General features: G+C 69.3%; 16 protein-coding genes and 2 pseudogenes. 11 read left to right on the forward strand and 7 right to left on the reverse strand.

What is annotated here, in order from left to right:
- The first annotated feature begins 6 nt into the window (after positions 1 to 6).
- The 5 genes from ABCR94_RS25970 to ABCR94_RS25990 all read left to right on the forward strand — a co-directional run bounded on the left by ABCR94_RS25970 (position 7) and on the right by ABCR94_RS25990 (position 6,877).
- On the forward strand, positions 7 to 1,305 hold the full coding sequence (locus ABCR94_RS25970; protein WP_347122429.1) for a sensor histidine kinase: 1,299 nt from the start codon (positions 7 to 9) through the stop codon (positions 1,303 to 1,305).
- 119 nt (positions 1,306 to 1,424) lie between these two features.
- Entirely contained in the window at positions 1,425 to 2,768 is a 1,344-nt protein-coding gene (gene abrC2, locus ABCR94_RS25975; RefSeq protein WP_347122430.1) for a sensor histidine kinase AbrC2, read from the forward strand.
- Between the two features lie 168 nt (positions 2,769 to 2,936).
- A complete protein-coding gene (gene abrC3 / locus ABCR94_RS25980) occupies positions 2,937 to 3,596 on the forward strand; it encodes a response regulator AbrC3 (protein ID WP_347122513.1) in 660 nt (219 codons plus the stop codon).
- 271 nt (positions 3,597 to 3,867) lie between these two features.
- Positions 3,868 to 5,835: a 2-oxoacid:acceptor oxidoreductase subunit alpha gene (locus tag ABCR94_RS25985; RefSeq protein WP_347122431.1), complete on the forward strand. Its 1,968-nt coding sequence runs from the start codon at positions 3,868 to 3,870 to the stop codon at positions 5,833 to 5,835.
- Positions 5,828 to 6,877: a 2-oxoacid:ferredoxin oxidoreductase subunit beta gene (locus ABCR94_RS25990; RefSeq protein ID WP_347122432.1), complete on the forward strand. Its 1,050-nt coding sequence runs from the start codon at positions 5,828 to 5,830 to the stop codon at positions 6,875 to 6,877. Before ABCR94_RS25985 ends, ABCR94_RS25990 begins: the two co-directional genes overlap by 8 nt.
- Before the next feature lie 51 nt (positions 6,878 to 6,928).
- Here ABCR94_RS25990 and ABCR94_RS25995 read toward each other — a convergent pair whose 3' ends face one another.
- Positions 6,929 to 7,300, reverse strand: coding sequence for a winged helix-turn-helix transcriptional regulator (locus ABCR94_RS25995; RefSeq protein ID WP_347122433.1), 372 nt, complete (start codon positions 7,298 to 7,300; stop codon positions 6,929 to 6,931).
- Between the two features lie 93 nt (positions 7,301 to 7,393).
- Between ABCR94_RS25995 and ABCR94_RS26000 the strand changes: the two genes are divergently transcribed.
- From ABCR94_RS26000 to ABCR94_RS26015, 4 genes are all read left to right on the forward strand, one after another.
- Complete coding sequence (locus ABCR94_RS26000) at positions 7,394 to 8,254, forward strand: SDR family oxidoreductase (RefSeq protein WP_347122434.1); 861 nt, start codon at positions 7,394 to 7,396, stop codon at positions 8,252 to 8,254.
- A gap of 109 nt (positions 8,255 to 8,363) precedes the next feature.
- Positions 8,364 to 9,410 carry an EamA family transporter RarD gene (rarD, locus tag ABCR94_RS26005; RefSeq protein WP_347122435.1) on the forward strand — a complete coding sequence of 349 codons (1,047 nt, stop codon included), beginning with the start codon at positions 8,364 to 8,366 and terminating at the stop codon, positions 9,408 to 9,410.
- Between the two features lie 128 nt (positions 9,411 to 9,538).
- Positions 9,539 to 9,988 carry a VOC family protein gene (locus ABCR94_RS26010; RefSeq protein ID WP_347122436.1) on the forward strand — a complete coding sequence of 150 codons (450 nt, stop codon included), beginning with the start codon at positions 9,539 to 9,541 and terminating at the stop codon, positions 9,986 to 9,988.
- Between the two features lie 255 nt (positions 9,989 to 10,243).
- Entirely contained in the window at positions 10,244 to 11,551 is a 1,308-nt protein-coding gene (locus ABCR94_RS26015) for a M28 family metallopeptidase (RefSeq protein WP_347122437.1), read from the forward strand.
- A 16-nt stretch (positions 11,552 to 11,567) separates the two neighbouring features.
- On the opposite strand, the gene ABCR94_RS26020 is transcribed toward ABCR94_RS26015, so the two are convergent.
- From ABCR94_RS26020 to ABCR94_RS26045, 6 genes and pseudogenes are all read right to left on the reverse strand, one after another.
- Positions 11,568 to 12,167, reverse strand: coding sequence for a TetR/AcrR family transcriptional regulator (locus ABCR94_RS26020; protein WP_347122438.1), 600 nt, complete (start codon positions 12,165 to 12,167; stop codon positions 11,568 to 11,570).
- Positions 12,168 to 12,359: 192 nt separating this feature from the next.
- The gene (locus tag ABCR94_RS26025) at positions 12,360 to 13,259 is read right to left on the reverse strand and encodes an ABC transporter permease (protein WP_347122439.1); all 900 of its coding nucleotides are present in this window, start codon (positions 13,257 to 13,259) and stop codon (positions 12,360 to 12,362) included.
- Positions 13,246 to 14,042, reverse strand: a pseudogene (locus ABCR94_RS26030) (ABC transporter ATP-binding protein). Before ABCR94_RS26030 ends, ABCR94_RS26025 begins: the two are co-directional and overlap by 14 nt.
- Before the next feature lie 21 nt (positions 14,043 to 14,063).
- On the reverse strand, positions 14,064 to 15,365 hold the full coding sequence (locus ABCR94_RS26035) for a LolA family protein (RefSeq protein WP_347122440.1): 1,302 nt from the start codon (positions 15,363 to 15,365) through the stop codon (positions 14,064 to 14,066).
- Between the two features lie 274 nt (positions 15,366 to 15,639).
- Positions 15,640 to 16,611 (reverse strand): CHRD domain-containing protein, encoded by a 972-nt coding sequence (locus ABCR94_RS26040; protein ID WP_347122441.1) that lies wholly within the window; start codon positions 16,609 to 16,611, stop codon positions 15,640 to 15,642.
- Between the two features lie 124 nt (positions 16,612 to 16,735).
- On the reverse strand, positions 16,736 to 17,746 hold the full coding sequence (locus ABCR94_RS26045; RefSeq protein ID WP_347122442.1) for a polyprenyl synthetase family protein: 1,011 nt from the start codon (positions 17,744 to 17,746) through the stop codon (positions 16,736 to 16,738).
- A gap of 177 nt (positions 17,747 to 17,923) precedes the next feature.
- Between ABCR94_RS26045 and ABCR94_RS26050 the strand changes: the two are divergent.
- Together ABCR94_RS26050 and ABCR94_RS26055 are read left to right on the forward strand one after the other, a co-directional pair.
- Positions 17,924 to 19,002: pseudogene (locus ABCR94_RS26050) on the forward strand (peptide MFS transporter).
- Positions 19,003 to 19,010: 8 nt separating this feature from the next.
- Complete coding sequence (locus ABCR94_RS26055; protein ID WP_347122443.1) at positions 19,011 to 21,014, forward strand: CocE/NonD family hydrolase; 2,004 nt, start codon at positions 19,011 to 19,013, stop codon at positions 21,012 to 21,014.
- Positions 21,015 to 21,055: the final 41 nt, after the last annotated feature.

Raw genomic sequence — 21,055 nt, forward strand, 5'->3', positions numbered from 1 at the left:
GGGCATATGACCGCCAGCCCCAGCGACTTCCTCGCCCCGTCCGACCGGTCCGACCGGCCGCCGCCCGTGCGCTTCCCGTACGGGCCGCATGTCTGGAAGGAGATCGCGCATCTCCTTCTCAATCTGCCGATGGCCCTGCTCGGCTTCACGTTCGTCGTGGTGACCCTCCCTCTGGGCGGTGGTCTGTCCGTCACCGTCATCGGGCTGCCGCTGCTGGCCCTGAGCCTGCTGGGCGCGCGGTTCCTCGGCAGGATCGAGCGGGCACGCGCGCGTGCGCTGCTCGGCGAGTGGGTCGACGAGCCGAGTCCGGCCCAGGCGGGGCTGCGGGACCGCGGCTTCTTCCCGTGGCTGTGGGCGAGTCTGAAGGACCCGGTGGGCTGGCGGTCGGCGCTGTACGCGCTGGTCCGGCTGCCCTGGGGCGTACTGACGTTCGCGGTGGTCATGGTTGGTCTGTTCGCGCTCTGGCCGGTCCTGCCGTACCTCGTACGGGTCATAGCCAACGGCGACCGGGCGATGGTGCGGGGGCTGCTCTGCCCCTCCGACGAGTTGGAGCGGCGGATAGCCGAGCTGGAGTCGGACCGGGGCGTCGTCGTGGACACCGCCGCCGCCGACCTGCGGCGCATCGAGCGCGATCTGCACGACGGCGCGCAGGCAAGGCTCGTCGCCCTCGCCATCGGGCTCGGCATGGCCAAGGAGAAGCTGACCGGCGACTTCAAGGACCCGGTGGCCGCCGCGGCGATGGTCGACGAGGCGCACGGCGAGGTGAAGCTGGCCTTGCAGGAACTGCGGGACCTGGCGCGCGGCATCCACCCGGCCGTCCTGACCGACCGCGGTCTGGACGCGGCGCTTTCGTCCATCGCGTCGCGCTGCACGGCTCCGGTGAAGGTCACGGTCGAGCTGACCGGCCGCCCGGCCCAGGCCATCGAGGGCATCGCGTACTTCACCGTCTCCGAGCTCCTCCAGAACGTCAGCAAGCACAGCGGCGCGCGCACCGCGTCGGTCCACGTGTGGCGGTCCGGGGACCGGCTGCTGATCCAGGTGGAGGACGACGGGCGCGGCGGCGCGCGGCTGGACGGCGGCACCGGGATGTCCGGGCTCGCGGACCGGCTCGGCGCGGTCGACGGGGTCTTTGTCCTCGACTCTCCCGAGGGCGGGCCCACCACGGTCACCGCCGAACTGCCGTGGCGCGACCGCGAAGGTGACCGCGAAGGTGACCGCGAAGGTGAAGGTGAGAACACCCGTGGCCGCGAGAACACCCGTGATCACGGGGCCGGCGCGGCGAAGCGCGGTGCGGTGCGGGGGTAGGGAAAACCCCCGTTCACAAACGGTGACGGCCCTCATGGTCCCGGGCCTCGCGCCCCAGCATCCTTGAGGCAGACGCTCACTCAGGCTCCGCAGCAGCAGAGCAGAAACGGACGGCAGCGATGGCCACGGAGTACGCACCGCAGACCCGGGACCAGTGGCAGCCCGAGCACGGTTCCCCGCGAAGGCACCTGCTGCCTCCGGCGCTGCGTGCGCCCTTCGAGGCCCGCACCTGGCGCGAGCTCTGCTACCTCTTCCTCAGCGTGCCCATCAGCGGGCTGCTCTTCTCCTTCGCCGCCACGATGACCTCGCTCAGCGCGGGCCTGCTCGTCACCTTCGTCGGCGTGCCCGTGCTGGCGGCGACCCTGGCCTGCTGCCGGGGCTTCGGGGCGGTGGAGCGGGCCCGTGCCAAGGGCCTGCTGAGGGTGGACGTGGCCGATCCCGCTCCCGTACGCCCCAAGGCGAGCGGGGTGACGCCCTGGATCGGCGCGATGATCAAGAGCGGAGTGTCCTGGCGGCACCTGCTCTACGCGTTCCTGCACATGCCGTGGGCGCTCTTCGCCTTCACTCTCGCGGTGACTCTCTGGTCGTGCGGCTGGGCGCTGCTCACGTATCCGCTGTGGCAGTGGGTCTTCCCCGCGTACAGCGGGGTGGGCGGCATTCAGCTGTACGGCGACGGGGCGCACAACGTCTATCTCGACAGCTCCTTCGAGCTGGCTGTGACCAGTGCGTTCGGCCTGGTCGTCACGCTGATCGCCCCGTGGATCATCCGGGCCCTGGCCTCCGTGGACCGGGTGATGGTGACCGGGCTACTGGGCCCGTCCCGGCTCGCCAGCCGCGTCTCGGAGCTGGAGTCGGACCGGGGCGTCGTCGTGGACACCGCCGCCGCCGACCTGCGGCGCATCGAGCGCGATCTGCACGACGGCGCGCAGGCCAGGCTCGTCGCCCTCGCCATGGGCCTGGGTCTGGCGAAGGAGAAGCTGACGGAAGACCCCGAGGCCGCGGCCCGCATGGTGGACGAGGCGCACAGCGAGGTGAAGGTCGCCCTTCAGGAGCTGCGTGACCTCGCCCGCGGCATCCACCCGGCCGTCCTGACCGACCGGGGCCTGGACGCGGCGCTCTCCGCGGTCGCCTCCCGGTGCACGGTGCCGGTGCAGGTCGAGGTGGATCTGCCGACGCGGCCGGCCCAGGCCATCGAGGGAATCGCGTACTTCACCGTCTCCGAGCTCCTCCAGAACGTCAGCAAGCACGCTCGGGCGAGCCGGGCCCGGATCGACGTGTGGCAGTCGACGGACCGGCTGCTGCTTCAGGTGAGCGACGACGGGCAGGGCGGCGCGGACACCGCGTCCGGTTCCGGCCTGGCGGGGCTCACGGAGCGGCTCGACGCGGTCGACGGGATCCTGGTCATCGACTCCCCCGCGGGCGGGCCGACCACGGTCACGGCGGAGCTGCCCTGGCGCGGCTGACCCCGGCGCTCCCCGCGCAGGCTTCCCCGAGCCCCCGGCCCGAGTCGTACGCCACTATTCCCAATTCCCAACGCCCCGACGCACACCGGGTCGCGATACTGGGATGCTGGTGGGCGACGGGTGGGAAGCAAACAATTGCTGGGGGGCTACACGGTCGTGGAGGACAGAGTGCGAGTGGTCATCGCCGAGGATTCAGTGCTGCTTCGGGAGGGCCTCACTCGGCTGCTGACCGACCGCGGACTCGATGTCGTGGCGGGCGTCGGGGACGCGGAAGCGCTGATCAAGACCATCGCGGATCTGGCGGCGCAGGACGCCGTACCGGATGTGGTGGTCGCGGATGTGAGGATGCCGCCGACACACACCGACGAAGGGGTACGGGCAGCGGTGCAGCTGCGCCGGGACTACCCGGGGATCGGGGTGCTGGTGTTGTCGCAGTACGTCGAGGAGCAGTACGCGACAGAGTTGCTGGCCGGTTCGAGTCGCGGTGTCGGCTATCTGCTGAAGGACCGGGTAGCCGAGGTACGTGAATTCGTCGATGCCGTTGTCCGGGTGGCCCAGGGCGGAACCGCGCTCGACCCCGAGGTGGTGGCCCAGTTGCTGGGTCGCAGTCGCAAGCAGGACGTCCTGGCCGGACTGACCCCGCGCGAGCGGGAGGTCCTAGGACTGATGGCCGAGGGGCGGACCAACTCGGCGGTCGCCAAGCAGCTGGTGGTGAGCGACGGTGCGGTCGAGAAGCACGTCAGCAACATCTTCCTCAAGCTCGGGCTCTCGCCGAGCGTGGGAGACCACCGACGGGTGCTGGCCGTACTGACCTATCTGAATTCCTGATGAACTGACACCCTGTCAGATGCACTCGGAGCCGCGGACCGGAGACGATCCGGTCCGCGGGCCCAGAACCAAAGGATGAGTACGGAGCGTCTTCAAGGAGAGCGCCGGGGGGCGATGGAACCATGGCAAACCAGCACAATGGGTTATGTCAGAAGCAGGTCCGGATTACGAGCATCCCAGGGAACGCCACCCTCCCAGACGTAGGGTGGGCTCCAGGGCCGCCGGTGAGCCGGCCGGTCCGGAGCAGCCGCCTCAAGGGAGGTCCAGTTCAGTGACCAGCCAGGTCAGTAGCCCTACCGGGCAGACCGATGGAGCCGACGGAACCGACGAAGCCGGCGAGGCTGTCGTCGGAGAGCAGCGCGGCGCACCGACAGCGCAACCCGCGGAAAAAGAGGTCCGCCGCCTGAATCGGGTGATCATCCGGTTTGCGGGTGATTCGGGTGATGGGATGCAGCTGACGGGGGACCGGTTCACGTCGGAGACGGCGTCGTTCGGGAACGATCTGTCGACGCTGCCGAACTTTCCCGCGGAGATCCGTGCGCCGGCCGGGACGTTGCCGGGGGTTTCGAGTTTCCAGCTGCACTTCGCCGACCATGACATCCTCACCCCCGGTGACGCACCGAATGTGCTGGTGGCGATGAACCCGGCCGCGTTGAAGGCGAACATCGGGGATGTGCCGCGCGGTGCGGAGATCATTGTGAACACCGATGAGTTCACCAAACGTCCGATGGCCAAGGTCGGCTACGACACTTCTCCGCTGGAGGACGGGTCGCTGGAGGCCTACAGCGTGCATCGGGTGCCGCTGACGACGCTGACGATCGAGGCGCTGAAGGAGTTCGGGCTGTCGCGCAAGGAGGCCGAGCGCAGCAAGAATATGTTTGCGCTGGGGTTGCTGTCGTGGATGTATCACCGCCCGACGGACGGCACGGAGCGGTTTCTGCGGACGAAGTTCGCGAAGAAGCCGCAGATCGCCGAGGCGAATGTGGCCGCTTTCCGGGCGGGTTGGAACTTCGGGGAGACCACCGAGGACTTCGCGGTCTCCTATGAAGTCGCCCCGGCCACCAAGGCGTTCGGGGCGGGGACCTACCGCAGCATTTCCGGGAATCTGGCCCTGTCGTACGGGCTGATCGCGGCCGGGCAGCAGGCGGATCTGCCGCTGTATCTGGGCTCGTATCCGATCACTCCGGCCTCCGACATCCTGCACGAACTGTCGAAGCACAAGAACTTCGGGGTGCGGACCTTCCAGGCCGAGGACGAGATCGCCGCGATCGGCGCCGCCCTGGGGGCAGCGTTCGGCGGGCAGTTGGCCGTCACCACCACCTCCGGGCCGGGGGTGGCGCTGAAGTCGGAGACCATCGGGCTTGCGGTCTCCCTGGAGCTGCCTTTGCTGGTGGTGGCGATCCAGCGCGGTGGGCCCTCGACGGGGTTGCCGACCAAGACCGAGCAGGCCGACCTCTTGCAGGCCATGTATGGGCGCAACGGGGAAGCGCCGGTGCCGATCGTGGCACCCAGGACCCCGGCGGACTGCTTCGACGCCGTGATCGACGCCGCCCGCATCGCCCTGGCGTATCGGACCCCGGTGTTTTTGCTGTCCGACGGTTACCTCGCCAACGGCTCCGAACCATGGCGCATCCCCGAAGTCGACGAACTACCCGACCTGCGGGTGCAGTTCGCGAGCGGGCCCAACCACACGCTGGCCGATGGCACCGAGGTGTTCTGGCCCTACAAGCGCGATCCGCACACGCTGGCCCGCCCGTGGGCGGTGCCCGGCACCCCCGGCCTTGAGCACCGGATCGGGGGGATCGAGAAGCAGGACGGCACCGGGAACATTTCCTACGACCCGGCCAACCACGACTTCATGGTCCGCACCCGCCAGGCCAAAATCGACGGCATCGAAGTCCCCGACCTCGAAGTCGACGACCCCACCGGCGCCACAACCCTGGTCCTCGGCTGGGGATCGACCTACGGGCCGATCACCGCGGCCGTCCGCCGGCTGCGCACCGCCCAAATCCCCATCGCACAAGCCCACTTGCGCCACCTCAACCCCTTCCCCCGGAATCTCGGCGAGGTTCTGGGGCGTTACGAGAAAGTGGTCGTGCCCGAGATGAACCTCGGGCAGCTCGCCACCCTGCTCCGAGCCAAATACCTGGTCGACGCCCACTCGTACAACCAGGTCAACGGCATGCCGTTCAAGGCCGAGCAGCTCGCAGAGGCTCTCAAGGAGGCCATCAATGACTGAGGCGCTCTCGCTGGTGCCCAAGGCCGACGCCAAGCAATCCATGAAGGACTTCAAGTCCGATCAGGAAGTGCGCTGGTGCCCCGGCTGCGGCGACTACGCAGTCCTCGCCGCCGTCCAGGGCTTCATGCCCGAACTCGGCCTGGCCAAAGAAAACATCGTCTTCGTCTCCGGCATCGGCTGCTCATCGCGCTTCCCGTACTACATGAACACCTACGGGATGCACTCCATCCACGGCCGCGCCCCCGCCATCGCCACCGGACTGGCCTCCTCCCGCCGCGACTTGAGCGTCTGGGTCGTCACCGGCGACGGCGACGCCCTGTCCATCGGCGGCAACCACCTCATCCACGCCCTGCGCCGCAACGTCAACCTCAAGATCCTGCTGTTCAACAACCGGATCTACGGGCTGACCAAGGGCCAGTACTCCCCCACCTCGGAAGTCGGCAAAATCACCAAGTCGACCCCGATGGGCTCCCTCGACGCACCCTTCAACCCGGTGTCCCTGGCGATCGGCGCCGAAGCGAGCTTCGTCGCCCGCACCGTCGACTCCGACCGCAAACACCTCACCAGCGTCCTGCGCCAGGCCGCCGACCACCCGGGCACCGCCCTCGTCGAGATCTACCAGAACTGCAACATCTTCAACGACGGCGCCTTCGAAGCCCTCAAGGACAAGCAGCAGGCCGAAGAAGCCGTCATCCGACTCGAACACGGCGAGCAGATCCGCTTCGGCGCCGACCGCGCCAAGGGCGTCGTACGCGACCCGGCCACCGGCGACCTCAAAGTCATCGCCGTCACCCCGGACAACGAGTCCCAGGTCCTCATCCACGACGCCCACGCGACCAGCCCCACCACCGCCTTCGCACTCTCACGCCTCGCCGACCCCGACACGCTGCACCACACCCCCATCGGAGTGCTCCGCAGCATCCACCGGCCGGTCTACGACACGCTGATGTCGGAGCAGTTGGACGCCGCCATCGAAAGAGACGGCAAGGGCGACCTCGGCGCACTGCTCGCCGGCAACGACACCTGGACCGTGGTCGGCTGACCGCACGCAATTCCGCATAGCCCCACCACGAGGCCCGGCCCGGAGTTCACTTCAGGGCCGGGCCTCGTCGTACGTCTCACGCGCCCGGAGCACCAGTTCCATCCGTGCCTCGGCCCAGCGCGCCAGCTCCCACACCTGATCGGCCGCCTCCCGGCCGAGATCCGTCAGCGTGTAGTCGACGCGCGGCGGGATCACGGGCTTGGCGTCGCGGTCGACGAAGCCGTCGCGCTCCAGCGTCTGGAGGGTCTGGGCCAGCATTTTCTCGCTGACCCCGCCGATCTCGCGGCGGAGCTCACTGAAGCGGTACGAACGCTCAAGGAGGGTGGCGAGCACGAGCACGCCCCAGCGACTGGTGACGTGCTCCAGCACTTGCCGCGAAGGACAGGCAGCGTGATTGACGTTCGGCTCCATACATACTCCCATGGAGGTACCTTACTTTAAGGTGGGTACTTACTTCCAGTTAGTGCACATCGTAGGGTGAGTTCGCGAACCCCCGCGAACAGGAGAAAAGCACCCATGAGCATTGTTGTCACCGGAGCCACTGGCGCCCTGGGCCGTCTTGTCATCGACGAGCTGCTCGCCCAGATACCGGCGAGCACCGTCGCCGCCGTCGTACGCAGCAAGGAGAAGGCGGCGGACCTCGCGGCGCGTGGGGTGGAGATCCGGATCGCCGACTACAGCGAGCCCGCGACCCTGGTCGGCGCCTTCCGCCCCGGGGACCGCGTTCTGCTGATCTCCGGCAGCGAGGTCGGCCAGCGCGTCCCGCAGCACACCGCGGTGATCGACGCGGCCAAGGCGGCGGGGGTCGCGCAGCTCGCGTACACCGGCGTCCTCGGCGGGCCCGACGCCGACTTCCTGCTGGCCGACGACCACAAGGTCACCGAGCAGCTGATCCTCGACTCGGGACTGCCTTACACCTTCCTGCGCAACGGCTGGTACACCGAGAACTACACCGCCCAGCTGGGTGTGGTCCTTGAGCACGGCGCCGTCGTCACCAACGCGGGCGAGGGCCGGGTCGCCTCCGCGGCGCGCGCCGACTTCGCGGCCGGCGCCGCAGCCGTCCTGCTCGGCGACATCGGCACCCACCTGGGGCGCACGTACGAGCTGAGCGGCGACGTCGCCTGGAGCTTCAGCGAGTACGCGGCCGAGGTCGCCAAGGCCTCCGGCAAGGCCGTCTCGTACACCGGCGTCCCGGCCGCCGAGCACCAGAAGATCCTGGTCGGAGCCGGTCTCCCCGAGGGCTTCGCCGCGATCCTCGTCGACGTGGACGAGGCGATCGCGCGCGGGCGGCTCGCCGGGACGAGCGGCGATCTGGCACGGCTCATCGGCCGGCCCACCACCCCGCTCGCGGTATCCGTCGCCGCCGCGCTCGCCTGACCCGCGCCACAAACGGCCCCCTGTCATGACCGTCATGCGATACGGACATGACAGGCGGGCGGGGGCGGCGTTACCGTCGTCGCGACAACGGGTGCGGGGCAGGAGACTTATGAAGACGATCAGCGAGCAGCGGACCGGCCTGCTGTACGGCATCGCCGCCTACGGGATGTGGGGCCTGGTCCCGCTGTTCTGGCCGCTGCTCAAGCCGTCCGGCGCGATGGAGATCCTCGCCCACCGCATGGCCTGGTCGCTGGTCTTTGTCGCCGTCGCCCTGCTGGCGCTGCGCCGCTGGGCGTGGGTCGGCGAGCTGATACGCCAGCCCCGCCGGCTGGCGCTCATCGCCGTCGCCGCGGCGGTCATCACGGTCAACTGGGGCCTGTACATCTGGTCAGTCAACAACGGCCATGTCGTCGAGGCCTCCCTCGGCTACTTCATCAATCCGCTGGTCACCATCGCCATGGGCGTCCTGCTCCTCAAGGAACGCCTGCGGCTCGCCCAGTGGATCGCCGTCGGCATCGGCTTCGCGGCCGTGCTCGTGCTGGCCATCGGGTACGGGCAGCCGCCGTGGATCTCCCTGACGCTGGCGTTCTCGTTCGCGACGTACGGCCTGGTCAAGAAGAAGGTCAACCTCGGCGGGGTGGAGTCGCTCTCCGCCGAGACCGCGATCCTCTTCCTGCCCGCGCTCGGCTATCTGCTCTGGACGGGCTCGCAGGGCGGCTCCACGTTCGGCACGGAGGGCATGGGTCATGCGGCGCTGCTGGCCGCGACCGGGCTGGTGACGGCCGTCCCGCTGGTCTGTTTCGGCGCGGCGGCGATCAGAGTGCCGCTGTCGATGCTGGGGCTGCTGCAGTACCTCGCGCCGGTGTTCCAGTTCGTCCTGGGCATCACGTACTTCCACGAGGCCATGCCGCCCGAGCGGTGGGCGGGCTTCGCCCTGGTCTGGGCCGCGCTGGCCCTCCTGACCTGGGACGCGCTGCGTACGGCGCGACGCAGCAGGGCGGACGCGGTGCGGCTGCGGGCGGCGCGGGCGGCCACGGCCGCACTCGCGGACACCGTTTCCGCGGCCGGCCCCGAGGCTGTGGTCACGGACGGCGTGGTCACGGACGGCGTGGTCACCGAGGCCGTGGTCACGCCGCCTCGCGAGCCGGTGAAGTAGCAGCCCCGGTCAACTCCAGGCAGAGCGCGCCGGGATCGAAGACGACCGGACGGCCCTGCGGCCTACGCAGAGTCAGTCCTGGCGCGTCCATTGCGGCCGCCGCCAGGTAGCCAGTACATGTTGGTGCCATGACACTGCACTGGAAACTCGTCATCGACGCCGCCGACCCGCACGCCCAGGCCGACTTCTGGGCCGCCACCCTCGGCTACCAGGTGGAGGACAACAGCGCCCTCATCGAGCGCCTCCTCGGCCTCGGCGCCGTACCGCGTGAAGCCACGGTGAAATTCCACGGCCGCGACGCGTGGCGTGAACTGGTCGCCGTCCGGCATCCGGACGACCCGTACGACGCGGACAGCGGCACGGGCCTCGGCCGCCGTCTGCTGTTCCAGCACGTGCCGGAGGCGAAGACCGGCAAGAACCGGCTCCACATCGACGTACACACCGCCCAGGGCACCCGGGACGCCGAAGTCGCGCGCCTGGAAGGCCTCGGCGCGAGCGTCCTGCACCATGTCAAGGAGCCGGGCGGGGAGTGGCTCGTCATGGCCGATCCCGAGGGCAACGAGTTCTGCCTGCACTGACGCGGCCCACCGAGGACCCGGCGGCCCACCGGACACGACCGCCGGGGACCCGGCAGTCCGCTGAAAACGCACACAGTGCCGATATACGAACACCAGTGACCGGTTTCCGCTCTTGACTGGGCATCGGGCCCGCGCCGAATATGCAGCACGCACAGCGCACCACCAGTTCCAGTACAGCTCCTACGCCCCGCGTCACACCCATCGCGGGGCGTCTCGCACGTTCCGTCCTGTCCCCACGGAATCCGGAGCCCCCACATGAATCTCTCCACGTCCAGACGCACCGCAGCCGCGGCCGTACTCGCACTCGCCGGGCTGCTCGCCGCCACCGCGCCGTCGGCGTCCGCTGCCCCGCGGGCCGCGCTCGCCGCCCCCGACATACCGATAGCCAACGTCAAGGCGCACCTCAACCAGCTCCAGTCGATAGCCACCGCCAACGGCGGCAACCGCGCGCACGGCAGGCCCGGTTACAAGGCGTCCATCGACTATGTGAAGGCCAAGCTGGACGCCGCCGGATTCACCACCTCCGTGCAGCAGTTCACGTCCAGCGGCGCAACCGGCTACAACCTGATCGCCGACTGGCCGGGCGGTGACGCGAACCAGGTCCTGATGGCCGGCGCACACCTCGACTCGGTCACTTCGGGCGCCGGGATCAACGACAACGGGACCGGCTCGGCCGCCGTCCTGGAGACCGCGCTCGCCGTCTCCCGCGCCCAGCTCAAGCCCACGAAGCATCTGCGGTTCGGCTGGTGGGGCGCCGAGGAGCTCGGGCTCGTAGGCTCGAAGTACTACGTCAACAGCCTTCCCAGCACCGAGCGTTCGAAGTTCTCCGGATACCTGAACTTCGACATGATCGGCTCGCCGAACCCCGGCTACTTCGTCTACGACGACGACCCGGCCATCGAGAAGACCTTCAAGGACTTCTACACCGGCCTCGGCGTCCCGACCGAGATCGAGACCGAGGGCGACGGCCGCTCGGACCACGCCAGCTTCAAGAACGTCGGCATCCCGGTGGGCGGCCTCTTCACCGGCGCCAGCCGTACGAAGTCGAGCGCCCAGGCGCAGAAGTGGGGCGGCACCTCGGGCCAGGCCTTCGACCGCTGCTACCACTCCTCGTGCGACACCACGGCGAACATCAACGACACTGCCCTGGACCGCAACAGCGACGCGATCGCCCACGCGATCTGGACCCTGGGCACCGAGCCGACCACGCCGCCGGGTGACTCCTACGAGAACGCCGCCGATGTCGCCATTCCCGACAACGGCGCGGCCGTCACCTCGTCCGTCACCATCGCCGGCCGTACGGGCAACGCTCCCGCCGCGCTCAAGGTCGGCGTGGACGTCAAGCACACCTGGCGCGGCGATGTGGTGCTCGACCTGCTGGCGCCCGACGGAACGGCGTACCGGCTGAAGAACTCCAGCAGCAACGACTCGGCGGACAACGTCATCACCACCTACACGGTGAACGCGTCGAGCGAGACGGCCAACGGCATCTGGAAGCTGCGCGCCCAGGACGTGGCCGCGCAGGACACCGGCTACATCGACAGCTGGAAGCTCACCTTCTGAGAAAGCCCCCTGCGGCTCACTTCCTGACAGCACGCAGGACGTGGTCGATCAGTTCCCCGATACGCACGGGACTGTGCAGCGTCTGCCGGAGGACGTAGCGGTAGTAGAGCGGGCCGTAGAGCATCTCCGCGGCCAGTTCGAGGTCGGCGTCCTCCGGCAGTTCGCCCTGTATCTGGGCACTGCGCAAGCGGTCCTTCGCCGCGGCGAAGCGCTGCGAGATCAACTGCTCGTTGAGCGTCCGCGCCAGCGCGTCGTCGTGCAGCACCTCGGAGAGGATGCCGGCGTACGCGGGACCGTACGGCGCGGTGGCGAACAGGACCGCGAGACCCGTCATATGCGTCCGCAGATCCGCCGCGAGGTCGCCGGTGTCGACGAACGGTGTGCCGCCCTCCACCCCGTCCGTGACGGCTTCGAGCATCACCGCGCCCTTGGACGGCCACCAGCGGTAGATGGTCTTCTTGCTCACCCCGGCACTCGCCGCGATCGCCTCGACGGTGACCCCGCCGTACCCTTTTTCCGCGCACAGTTCCAGGGCCGCGATGAGGATCGCCTGTCGCGACTTCTCGCTGCGACGCTGCGGGTTGGGCGGGCCCGGCGGACTAGTTGGTGTGGCCATTCGGTGAGCATAGGGCGGTACGAACCGGTCCGTGTTGACAGCCCTTCGTCCAAACCCGAACAATGCCTTGAGGAAACGGTACGTGTCGTGTCGAGCCGAGTCGGGGGACAGCTCGACGACATCCCGTACGGGGCCCCGCCGCACAGCGGGGCCCCCTCCTTTTGCCGTGTCACGCGAACCTTCTGCGCGACTTCAGGCCGTGATGTCCTTCGTCGTGAAGCGCGCCCAGGCCGCGGAGCCGAACACCGCCACGTACAGCCCCTGGAGCCCCAGGTTCTTCTGCACCTCGTCCCAGTAGAGCGGCTCGCGCAGCAGGTCCGTGAAGGACAGCCAGTAGTGCGGGAAGAGATACGGGTGGATCGCGTGCAACTGCGGGATCGTGTCCAGGATCTGCACCGTGATCAGCAGTCCGACCGTCGCCGCCATCGCCGCGATGCCGCTGCCGGTGAGGGTCGAGATGAACAGGCCGAGGGCCGCAAGACCGGTCAGTGACGCGGCCACGACGGCCGCGATCAGCGCCGCTCGCACCATCCCTTCGCCGAATCCGATCTGCGTCCCCGAGATGGTCATGACGTCACCGAGCGGAAAGAGCAGCGCGCCGGTGGCCAGCGCGGACACCGCCACCACCAGGGTCGCGACCAGGCAAAAGGCCATGGCGGCCGCGTACTTGGCGAGCAGCAGCCGGGTACGTCCGGCCGGGGCGACCAGCAGATAGCGCAGCGTGCCGGCGTTCGCCTCGCCCGCGACCGAGTCGCCCGCGATCACGCCGACGGCCATCGGCAGGAAGACGGGCAGGGTCGCGGCGAGCGCCGCGAAGACCAGGAACAGACCGTTGTTGGTGATCTGGGCGAGGAAGGCGGGGCCCTCTCCGCCGCCACCGCCGCCGCCACCGCTTCCGATCGACGAACCGTCGCTCGTCTCGATCTTCACGGCGATGCCGATCAGTACGGGCACGGCGGCCAGCACCGCGAGCAGCGCGAGCGTGCGCCAGCGCCGGAAGGTGATGCTGAGCTCGGACCGGAAGAGGCCGAGGGTCCACAGCGCGCGGCGGCCCGTGGGGCGGCCCTGGTTCAGCGTCTCAGCCCGCGACATCGAAGCCCTCCCCGGTCAGCGCGACGAAGGCGTCCTCCAGCGAGGCCCGCTGGAGGTGGTGACGGCGAGGCGCCCGTGCGTACCGGCCGCCAGATCGGCGACCGGGCCCTGGACGAGCAGCCGCCCCTGGGCCATCACCGCCGCGTGGGTGCAGACCTGCTCGATCTCGTCGAGCAGATGCGAGGAGAGAAAGACCGTGGTGCCATCCGCCGCCAACTCCCGTACCAGCGACCGGATTTCCCGCATGCCCTGCGGGTCGAGGCCATTGGTCGGCTCGTCGAGCACCAGCAGTCTGCGCGGCTGGAGGAGCGCGGACGCGAGCCCGAGCCGCTGCTTCATCCCCAGCGAGTACGCCTTGGCCTTCTTGGCCCCGGCCGCCGTGAGACCCACCCGGTCGAGCGCCGCCGCGACCCGGATCTTCCGGGTGCGGGGGTCGGCGGCCGGGTCGGCGGAGTCGTAGCGGATGAGGTTGTCGCGGCCGGACAGGAAGCCGTACAGCGCGGGCCCCTCGATGAGCGCGCCCACCTCGGGAAGCACCGTGCGCACGGCGCGCGGCACGGGTCTGCCGAGCATCGTCGCCGTGCCCGACGTCGGCCCGATCAGGCCCATCAGCATCCGGATGGTGGTCGTCTTCCCCGAGCCGTTGGGCCCGAGGAAGCCGAACACACTGCCGGCCGGGACGGTGAGGTCCAGGCCGTCGACGGCGAGCTGCCCGCCGCGGAAACGCTTGGTGAGCCCGCGGGTATCGATCACGGCCCCACCTGCGGCGGACAGCTCCTCCATCTACCTACCTGCCTACTCTCGCTACTTGGCCTCGTTGGCGGCCTTGACCAGGGCGTCCTTGGTGACCGCGCCGACGTACACCGTGCCGTCGTCCGTCATCAGGGCGTTGACCAGGCGGGTCGAGAAGACCGTGCCCGTACCGAACTTGCCGGACACCTTGTCGCCCAGCGCGTCCAGGAACTGCCCGGCCTCCGGCGGCAGGTCACCCTTCTCACCGGTCTTGCCTTCGGCCTTGGGCGCCATGCCTTCACCCTCGGGCGACTTGATCACGGCGACCGAGGACCAGCCCTCGCCGAGGACGTTGAGCCCCTGGAGGTCATCGAGACCCTGGGGCAGATCGCCCGCGCCGCCCATGCCGCCTTCGAAGTCCTGCTTGAACTCGTCGAAGCCCTTGTCGCCCTTGCCCTGCTCCTTCACATCGTCGCCCTCGGTCACCTTCGCGCCCTTGGGCGGGCTGAACTTGAAGGTGTCCGCGGACGGCTTGCCGAAGTCGACCTTGGTGAAGCCCGCATCGATCGCGGCCTTGCCGCCACTGCTCGGCGAGAGCGTGAACTTCAGCGGTACGCCGTTGTCGGCGTCGACCGCGACCCTGATGGCGCCGATCGTCGAGCCGGCCTGCTTGGGCTTGATGAGCAGCTGGTACGCGTCGCGGCCCGCGACCTGCGTCGTGCCGTCGACGGTCACCGATGTGGTGTCGTCCGCGGCCTTCAGGACCTCTTGCGCCAGTGCCTTCGGGGTGGTCGGGACACCCTCGGGCAGCTTTTCCTGCTTGCCGGAACCCTTGCCCGAGTCCCCGGCGCCCGTAGGCGCCTTCGCGTGGAAGGCCGCGTTCGAGGCACTGTCGTACGCCCAGACCTCGCCGCCGTTGTGAATCAGGCTGTACTCCGCGGCGTCGTCGAGGATCGACACCCGCTGCTTGTCAGGACCGTCCGCCGCGACCCGCAGTGTGTGCGTGCCGGAGGCGAGCTCCATCAGCTTGTCCTTGGGGTCGGCCGACGCACCCTCGCCGCCGTCCTTGGGGCCCATGCTGCTCGCCAGACCCTCGGCCAGGCCGCCCAGCGAGGGGATGCCCAGGTCGGTGCTGATCTTCACGGTGCCGGAGAGCTGCTGGGTGTCGGACGCGGCGATCTTCTCGATCAGCTGCTGCGCGGAAATCTTCGGCAGGTCGGGGTCGCCGGAGCTGGCGAGCGCCGGTACGAGCCCGATGGTTGCCGCCGCCACCCCCGCCACCGCGACCGGGACGATGTAGCGGGCGGCCTTGCGCCGGCTCGCCACGAAGCCCTTGGTCTCCTCGGTGGGCTGCGCGCTGTCGTTCGGTGCCATGTGTGCTCTACCTCCGTGGTTGGCGGCCGTCGTCAGTTGCACTCATCCCCCACTGCCTAATGCGTGGGGGGACCCCCACTCCCCGCGCCGCCATTCTCACCCGAATTGGTGGGGAGTGGTGGTCCCAATCTGACCAAATCGGCGGGTGCAAAGCGTCAACCCCCGGGATCAACTCCGTCTACTGCTGCGGTATGACACAAAGCACCGGCGTCTCCCCCGTCGGACAGGAAAAGACGCCGGTGCCCCTTGCAGCTATCTCGTACGGTTCGTCGGCTCAGCGCTGCACGAAGACGTAGTCGGCCTGGTACGAGACCGCGGCGAGCGAGCCCTCCGTGCAGCTACCGGCCGGCGCAACGCCGCCCACCGTGTTCAGTCGCAGGATCTCGCCGGTGTGAGCGAGCAGCCCGCGCTCCTTGCCCGACTGCTGGGCCTGGAGGTCCAGCTCGGGGATGTTCGTGGCGCCGTTGGGCGTCCTGGAGATCACTGTGCCGGTGACCGCGCTGCGGTCCGGGGCGATCCACTGCGGGGTGCCGGAGTTCGGCTCGACGAAGGAGTGCGCGATGCCGCCCGCGAGTACGGCCCGTACGTCGCGCTGCTGGAACGAGAACTTCCCGTCCGTGCCCTTCTTGCACTCGTAGATCTGCTTGCCCCTGAGTACCGGGGCCTGGACGCTGTTCAGCGCGTGGCCGAAATCGAAGGCATGGGTGACCTTGTGGAACTGGCCGCGTACCGCGCCGCCCGGGAACTCCGCGGTGTGGAGGTTCGCGTAGAAGCCCGTCGGACCGGCCTTGAACGCGTCGAGCAGCGCCGAGTCCTTGACCTCGACGGACCCGGTGAGGCTGCGGCTCTTCCCCTTGCTCCCGCTCTTGCCCTTGCTCTCGCTCTTGCCGAGCTGGTCGGTCAAGTCGATCTTGACGCCGCCGTTAACGCCCTTGCCGCCCTGGTGAATATGCAGGGCGGTCGGCCGGTCGGTGCCGCGCCACTTCACGGCGAAGGACACCGTGCTGCCCTCGACCTTGAGGAACTCCAGCGCGGCGCCGTCCTTGTCGCCCGCGACGGGACCGCCCGGTACGGGTACCTCGTTGGCGCCGTTGAGGCTCGCCGCGAAGAAGGCGGCATCGCTACTGGTGGTGGTGTCGGCGATGGCCGGCAGTGCGGTGAGCGTGACGCCCGCCGCCGCCGCGACCGCGGTGGTGGCAATGAGAATGGTCCTGCGGGTACGTCGTCGCTGCACGATGTCGCTCATGACCGAAATTCTCCCCGTATCCCGTGCCATCGCCCCCTGCGACGGCATCTGGGCATATGTACGAGGTGGATCTCAGCCCGGACTCAACCCAGGAACGTGATCTGCGTCACATTCCGGCGCCATGTCATCCTGCGCGGTGCACCACGGTGTCGCACAGCTCCTCAAGAGCCGACTTCGCGTAGCACCCGGGCAGCGGTGCCAGTATGTCGCGGGCCTCCTGCGCGTACCGCACAGTGTCGCGTCGCGCCTGCTCCAGGGCCGGGTGCTCGCGCATGCGCCGCAGCACCTCCGCGAGCCTGGCGTCGTCCGTGAGGTCGCCGCCGAGCAGCTCGCACAGCTCCACGTCCCCCGGGCGCCCGTGCGCCGCCGCCTGCGCCCTCAGGTGCAGCACCGGCAGCGTGGGGATGCCCTCGCGCAGGTCCGTGCCCGGCGTCTTGCCCGACTCGTGGCCCTCGCTGGAGATGTCAAGCAGGTCGTCCGCCAGCTGGAAGGCGATGCCGAGCCGCTCGCCGTACTGCGTGAGGATGTCGACGACACCCTCGTCGGCGCCCGACATTATGGCGCCGAACCGCCCGGAGACGGCGACCAGCGAGCCGGTCTTGCCCGCGATGACGTCCAGGTAATGATCAACCGGGTCGCGGCCGTCGCGCGGCCCCGATGTCTCCAGGATCTGCCCCGTGACCAGGCGCTCGAACGCCTCCGCCTGGACACGTACGGCTTCGAGTCCGAGATCGGCCAGTATGTGCGACGCCCGTGCGAACAGGAAGTCACCGGTGAGCACCGCGACCGAGTTGCCCCAGCGTGCGTTGGCGCTGGCCACTCCGCGGCGTACATCCGCCTCGTCCATCACATCGTCGTGGTAGAGCGTCGCCAGATGCGTCAGCTCGACCACCACGGCGGAGGGCACGATGCCCGGCGCGTGGGGGTCACCGAACTGCGCGGCCAGCATGACAAGGAGCGGACGGAACCGCTTGCCGCCCGCCCGCACCAGATGTCGGGCGGCGTCCGTGATGAAGGGGACCTCGCTCTTGGTGGCGTCGAGCAGTCCCTCCTCGACAGCCGCCAATCCCGCCTGCACATCGGTCTCAAGAGCCTGGTCCCGCACGCTCAGTCCGAACGGCCCGACGACGGTCACGAGGGATACTCCTGTCTGCTGACGATCACACGGATTGTCGATCTGTCGCTGTCCACAACTCAAGTCAGCGTATCCGGTCGGCTTTCGATCACCGAGAGCGCCTTCCCGTCGCCCCGCGCACAGCCCAATGGGCCCCGGTATGTTCATATTCAGCGCATACCACCTGGAGTAAACCCTTTGTCCCGCACTGCGCCCGACACCGAAGCGGACCACCCGCCGCCCGAGGACGACCACGCCTTCTTCGGGCAGCCGCGTGGCCTGATGCCCCTCTCCGGCCTGGAGGTCTGGGAACGTTTCTCGTTCCTGGGCATGCAGGCCATCCTCGTCCTGTACTTCGCCGATGCCGTCTCCGACGGCGGCATGGGCATGGACCCGTCCACCGCCGCCTCGGTCTCCGCGGCGTACGGAACCATGGTCTATCTGGTCGCCGTGGCCGGCGGCTGGCTGGCCGACCGCATCCTCGGCTCCTACCGCGCCGTGCTGTGGGGCGGCATCCTCATCGCCTGCGGCCACTATTCGATGGCCGTCCCCACCGACGGCATGACCTGGGTGGGGCTCGGCCTGATCAGCGCCGGTACGGGCCTGCTCAAGCCCAATGTCGCCAGCATGGTCGGCAAGCTCTACCGCACCGACGACGACCGCCGCGACGCCGGCTTCGCCCTGTACTACATGGGCATCAACATCGGCGCCTTCCTCGGCCCGCTCATCACGGGCTGGCTCGGTGACCACAAGGGCTGGCACTGGGGCTTCTCGGCCGCCGCGATCGGCATGACCTTCGGTCTGATCCAGTACGTACTCGGCCGCCGTCACCTGGCCGGGCGCAAGGCCTCCGCCGAATTCGCGCTGCCGCCGGACGGCATGCGCAGAGCTGTACGCCTGATCGTCGCCGGGGCCCTGGGTTTCGCCGCCGTAGCGACTCTGCTCGCGCTCGTCGGCTGGCTGACTCGTACCGCATGGCCGTGTGGTGGATCGTCGGTTCGTATCTGCTGCTCGGGCTCGGCGACATCCTCCTGGAGACCTCCGGCATGTCCGCCACCACCAAGCTCGCGCCCAAGGCCTTCGCCAGCCAGACGATGGCCCTGTGGTTCCTCTCGCTGGCGCTCGCCAACGGCATTCAGGCGCAGGTCGTGAAGTTGTACGGCGAGGTCTCCAACCCCGCGTACTTCGGCGTCAACGGCGCCATCGCGGTGGCGACCGGCATCGCCGTGATCGCCGCCGCTCCCTGGCTCAAGCGCACCATGCACCCCGTCCACTGAGGTGACCCATGCAGATCCATGTCCGTCCCGCCGCCGACTTCCCGTACCGCACGACCCAGGAGGACGTACGGATCCCGCTCCCCGACGGGACGCGTCTCTACGCCCGCATCTGGCGCCCGGTGACCGAGGAGCCCGTACCGGCGCTGCTCGAATACCTGCCGTACCGGCTGAGCGACTGGACGGCGCCACGTGACGCGCAGCGCCACCCCTGGTACGCGGGGCACGGCTACGCCTCGGTGCGGGTCGATGTGCGCGGGCACGGCAACAGCGAGGGCATGCCGGGCGACGAGTACGACGCGACGGAGCTGGCCGACGGCGTCGCGGTGGTGAACTGGCTTGCCGAGCAGCCCTGGTGCACCGGCAAGGTCGGCATGTTCGGCATCTCCTGGGGCGGCTTCAACTCCCTGCAGATCGCGGCGCTCGCCCCCGAGCCGCTGATGGCGATCGTCACGGTCTGCTCCTCGGACGACCGCTACGACAACGACGTGCACTACATGGGCGGTTCGGTGCTCGCCGTGGACATGCACGCCTGGGCGGCGACCATGCTCGCCTTCGTCTCGCGCCCACCGGACCCGGCGCAAGTGGGCGACGCCTGGCGGGAGATGTGGCTGGCCCGCCTGGAGAAGGTCGAGCCGTTCATCCACACCTGGCTGACGCACCAGACGCGCGACGACTACTGGAAGCACGGCAGCGTCTGCGAGGACTACGACGCGATCGACGCCGCTGTGCTCGCGGTGGGCGGCTGGCACGACCCGTACCGCGACACGGCCCTGCGGCTGGTCGAGCAGCTGGATCCCAACCGGGTACGGGGCCTGATCGGCCCGTGGTCGCACCAGTACCCGGACCGGGGGCTGCCGCCGGGCCCGGCCATCGGCTTCCTCCAGGAGACGCTGCGCTGGTGGGACCACTGGCTGAAGGACGCCGACGACACCGACGTCATGGCCGAGCCGCTGCTGCGCTCCTGGATCAGCGAGTCTCATCCGCCGAAGACGGTGTACGAGGAGCTGCCGGGCCGCTGGGTCGGCGACGCGGTCTGGCCATCGCCGCACATCACCAGCGTCCCTTTCGCCCTCCAGGGCGCCCCTGTGGTCGTCGACTCGCCGCAGCACACCGGTCTGGACGCGGGCCGCTTCTTCCCCTTCGCCAACGACGCGGATCTGCCGCCCGACCAGCGGGAGGAGGACGCGAAGTCGGCGAGCTTCGAGTTCCCGGTGGGTGAGAGCGCCATCGAGATCCTGGGCCGCCCCAGGGTCCGCCTGCGCCTGACCATGGACGTCCCGTTCGGCCAGGCCGTCGCCCGGGTCTGCGACGTGGCGCCGGACGGCGCGTCAACCCTGATCACCAGGGGCGTCCTCAACCTCTCGGCGCGCAACGGGCGCGACCGGGCGGACGCGTGGCCGCTGGGCGCGACCAAGGACGTCACCTTCGAGCTGAACGGCATCGGCCACAGCTTCCCGCCCGGCCACCGCATCCGGCTGTCGGTCTCGTCGGCGTACTGGCCCTGGATCTGGCCACAGGCGGACTCGGCGGGCTTCACCCTCGCCCCCGGGGGAAGCACCCTGGAACTCCCGGTCCGGACCCCCACCCACGACTCCATCACCTTCGCCCCGCCGGAACAGTCGACCCCGCTGGCCGTCGCCTTCCCCGAAAACCCCGACCAGCGCCCCGAACGCCTCATCACCCGCGATGTGGCCGCAGGCGAATGGCGCATGGAGGTCGACCCGCGCTACGGAGGAACTCGGGTCTACCCGGACGGTCTTGAGTTCACCGAGGACGCGCTGGAGACATACACGATCAACGAATCGGACCCGCTGAGCGCGCGGACCCGCTCGAACTGGACAATCCGGCTGCACCGCCCGGAGACGGGCTGGGACGTACGCGTCACCACGCGTTCCGAGATCGCCTGTGACGCGGCGGACTTCATCACGTCGAACGAGGTGACGTGCGAGGAGGGGGACGAGGTGGTCTTCCAGCGGAGCTGGGAGAAGCGGATCCCGCGGACGGCGGGGTAGGGGGCGGGCCGGGTGGCGGGTGCGGGGCGCCTGCGGCGGGC

The sequence above is a fragment of the Streptomyces changchenzhani genome, assembly GCF_039766235.1.
In the GTDB taxonomy this organism is placed as follows: Bacteria; Actinomycetota; Actinomycetes; order Streptomycetales; family Streptomycetaceae; genus Streptomyces.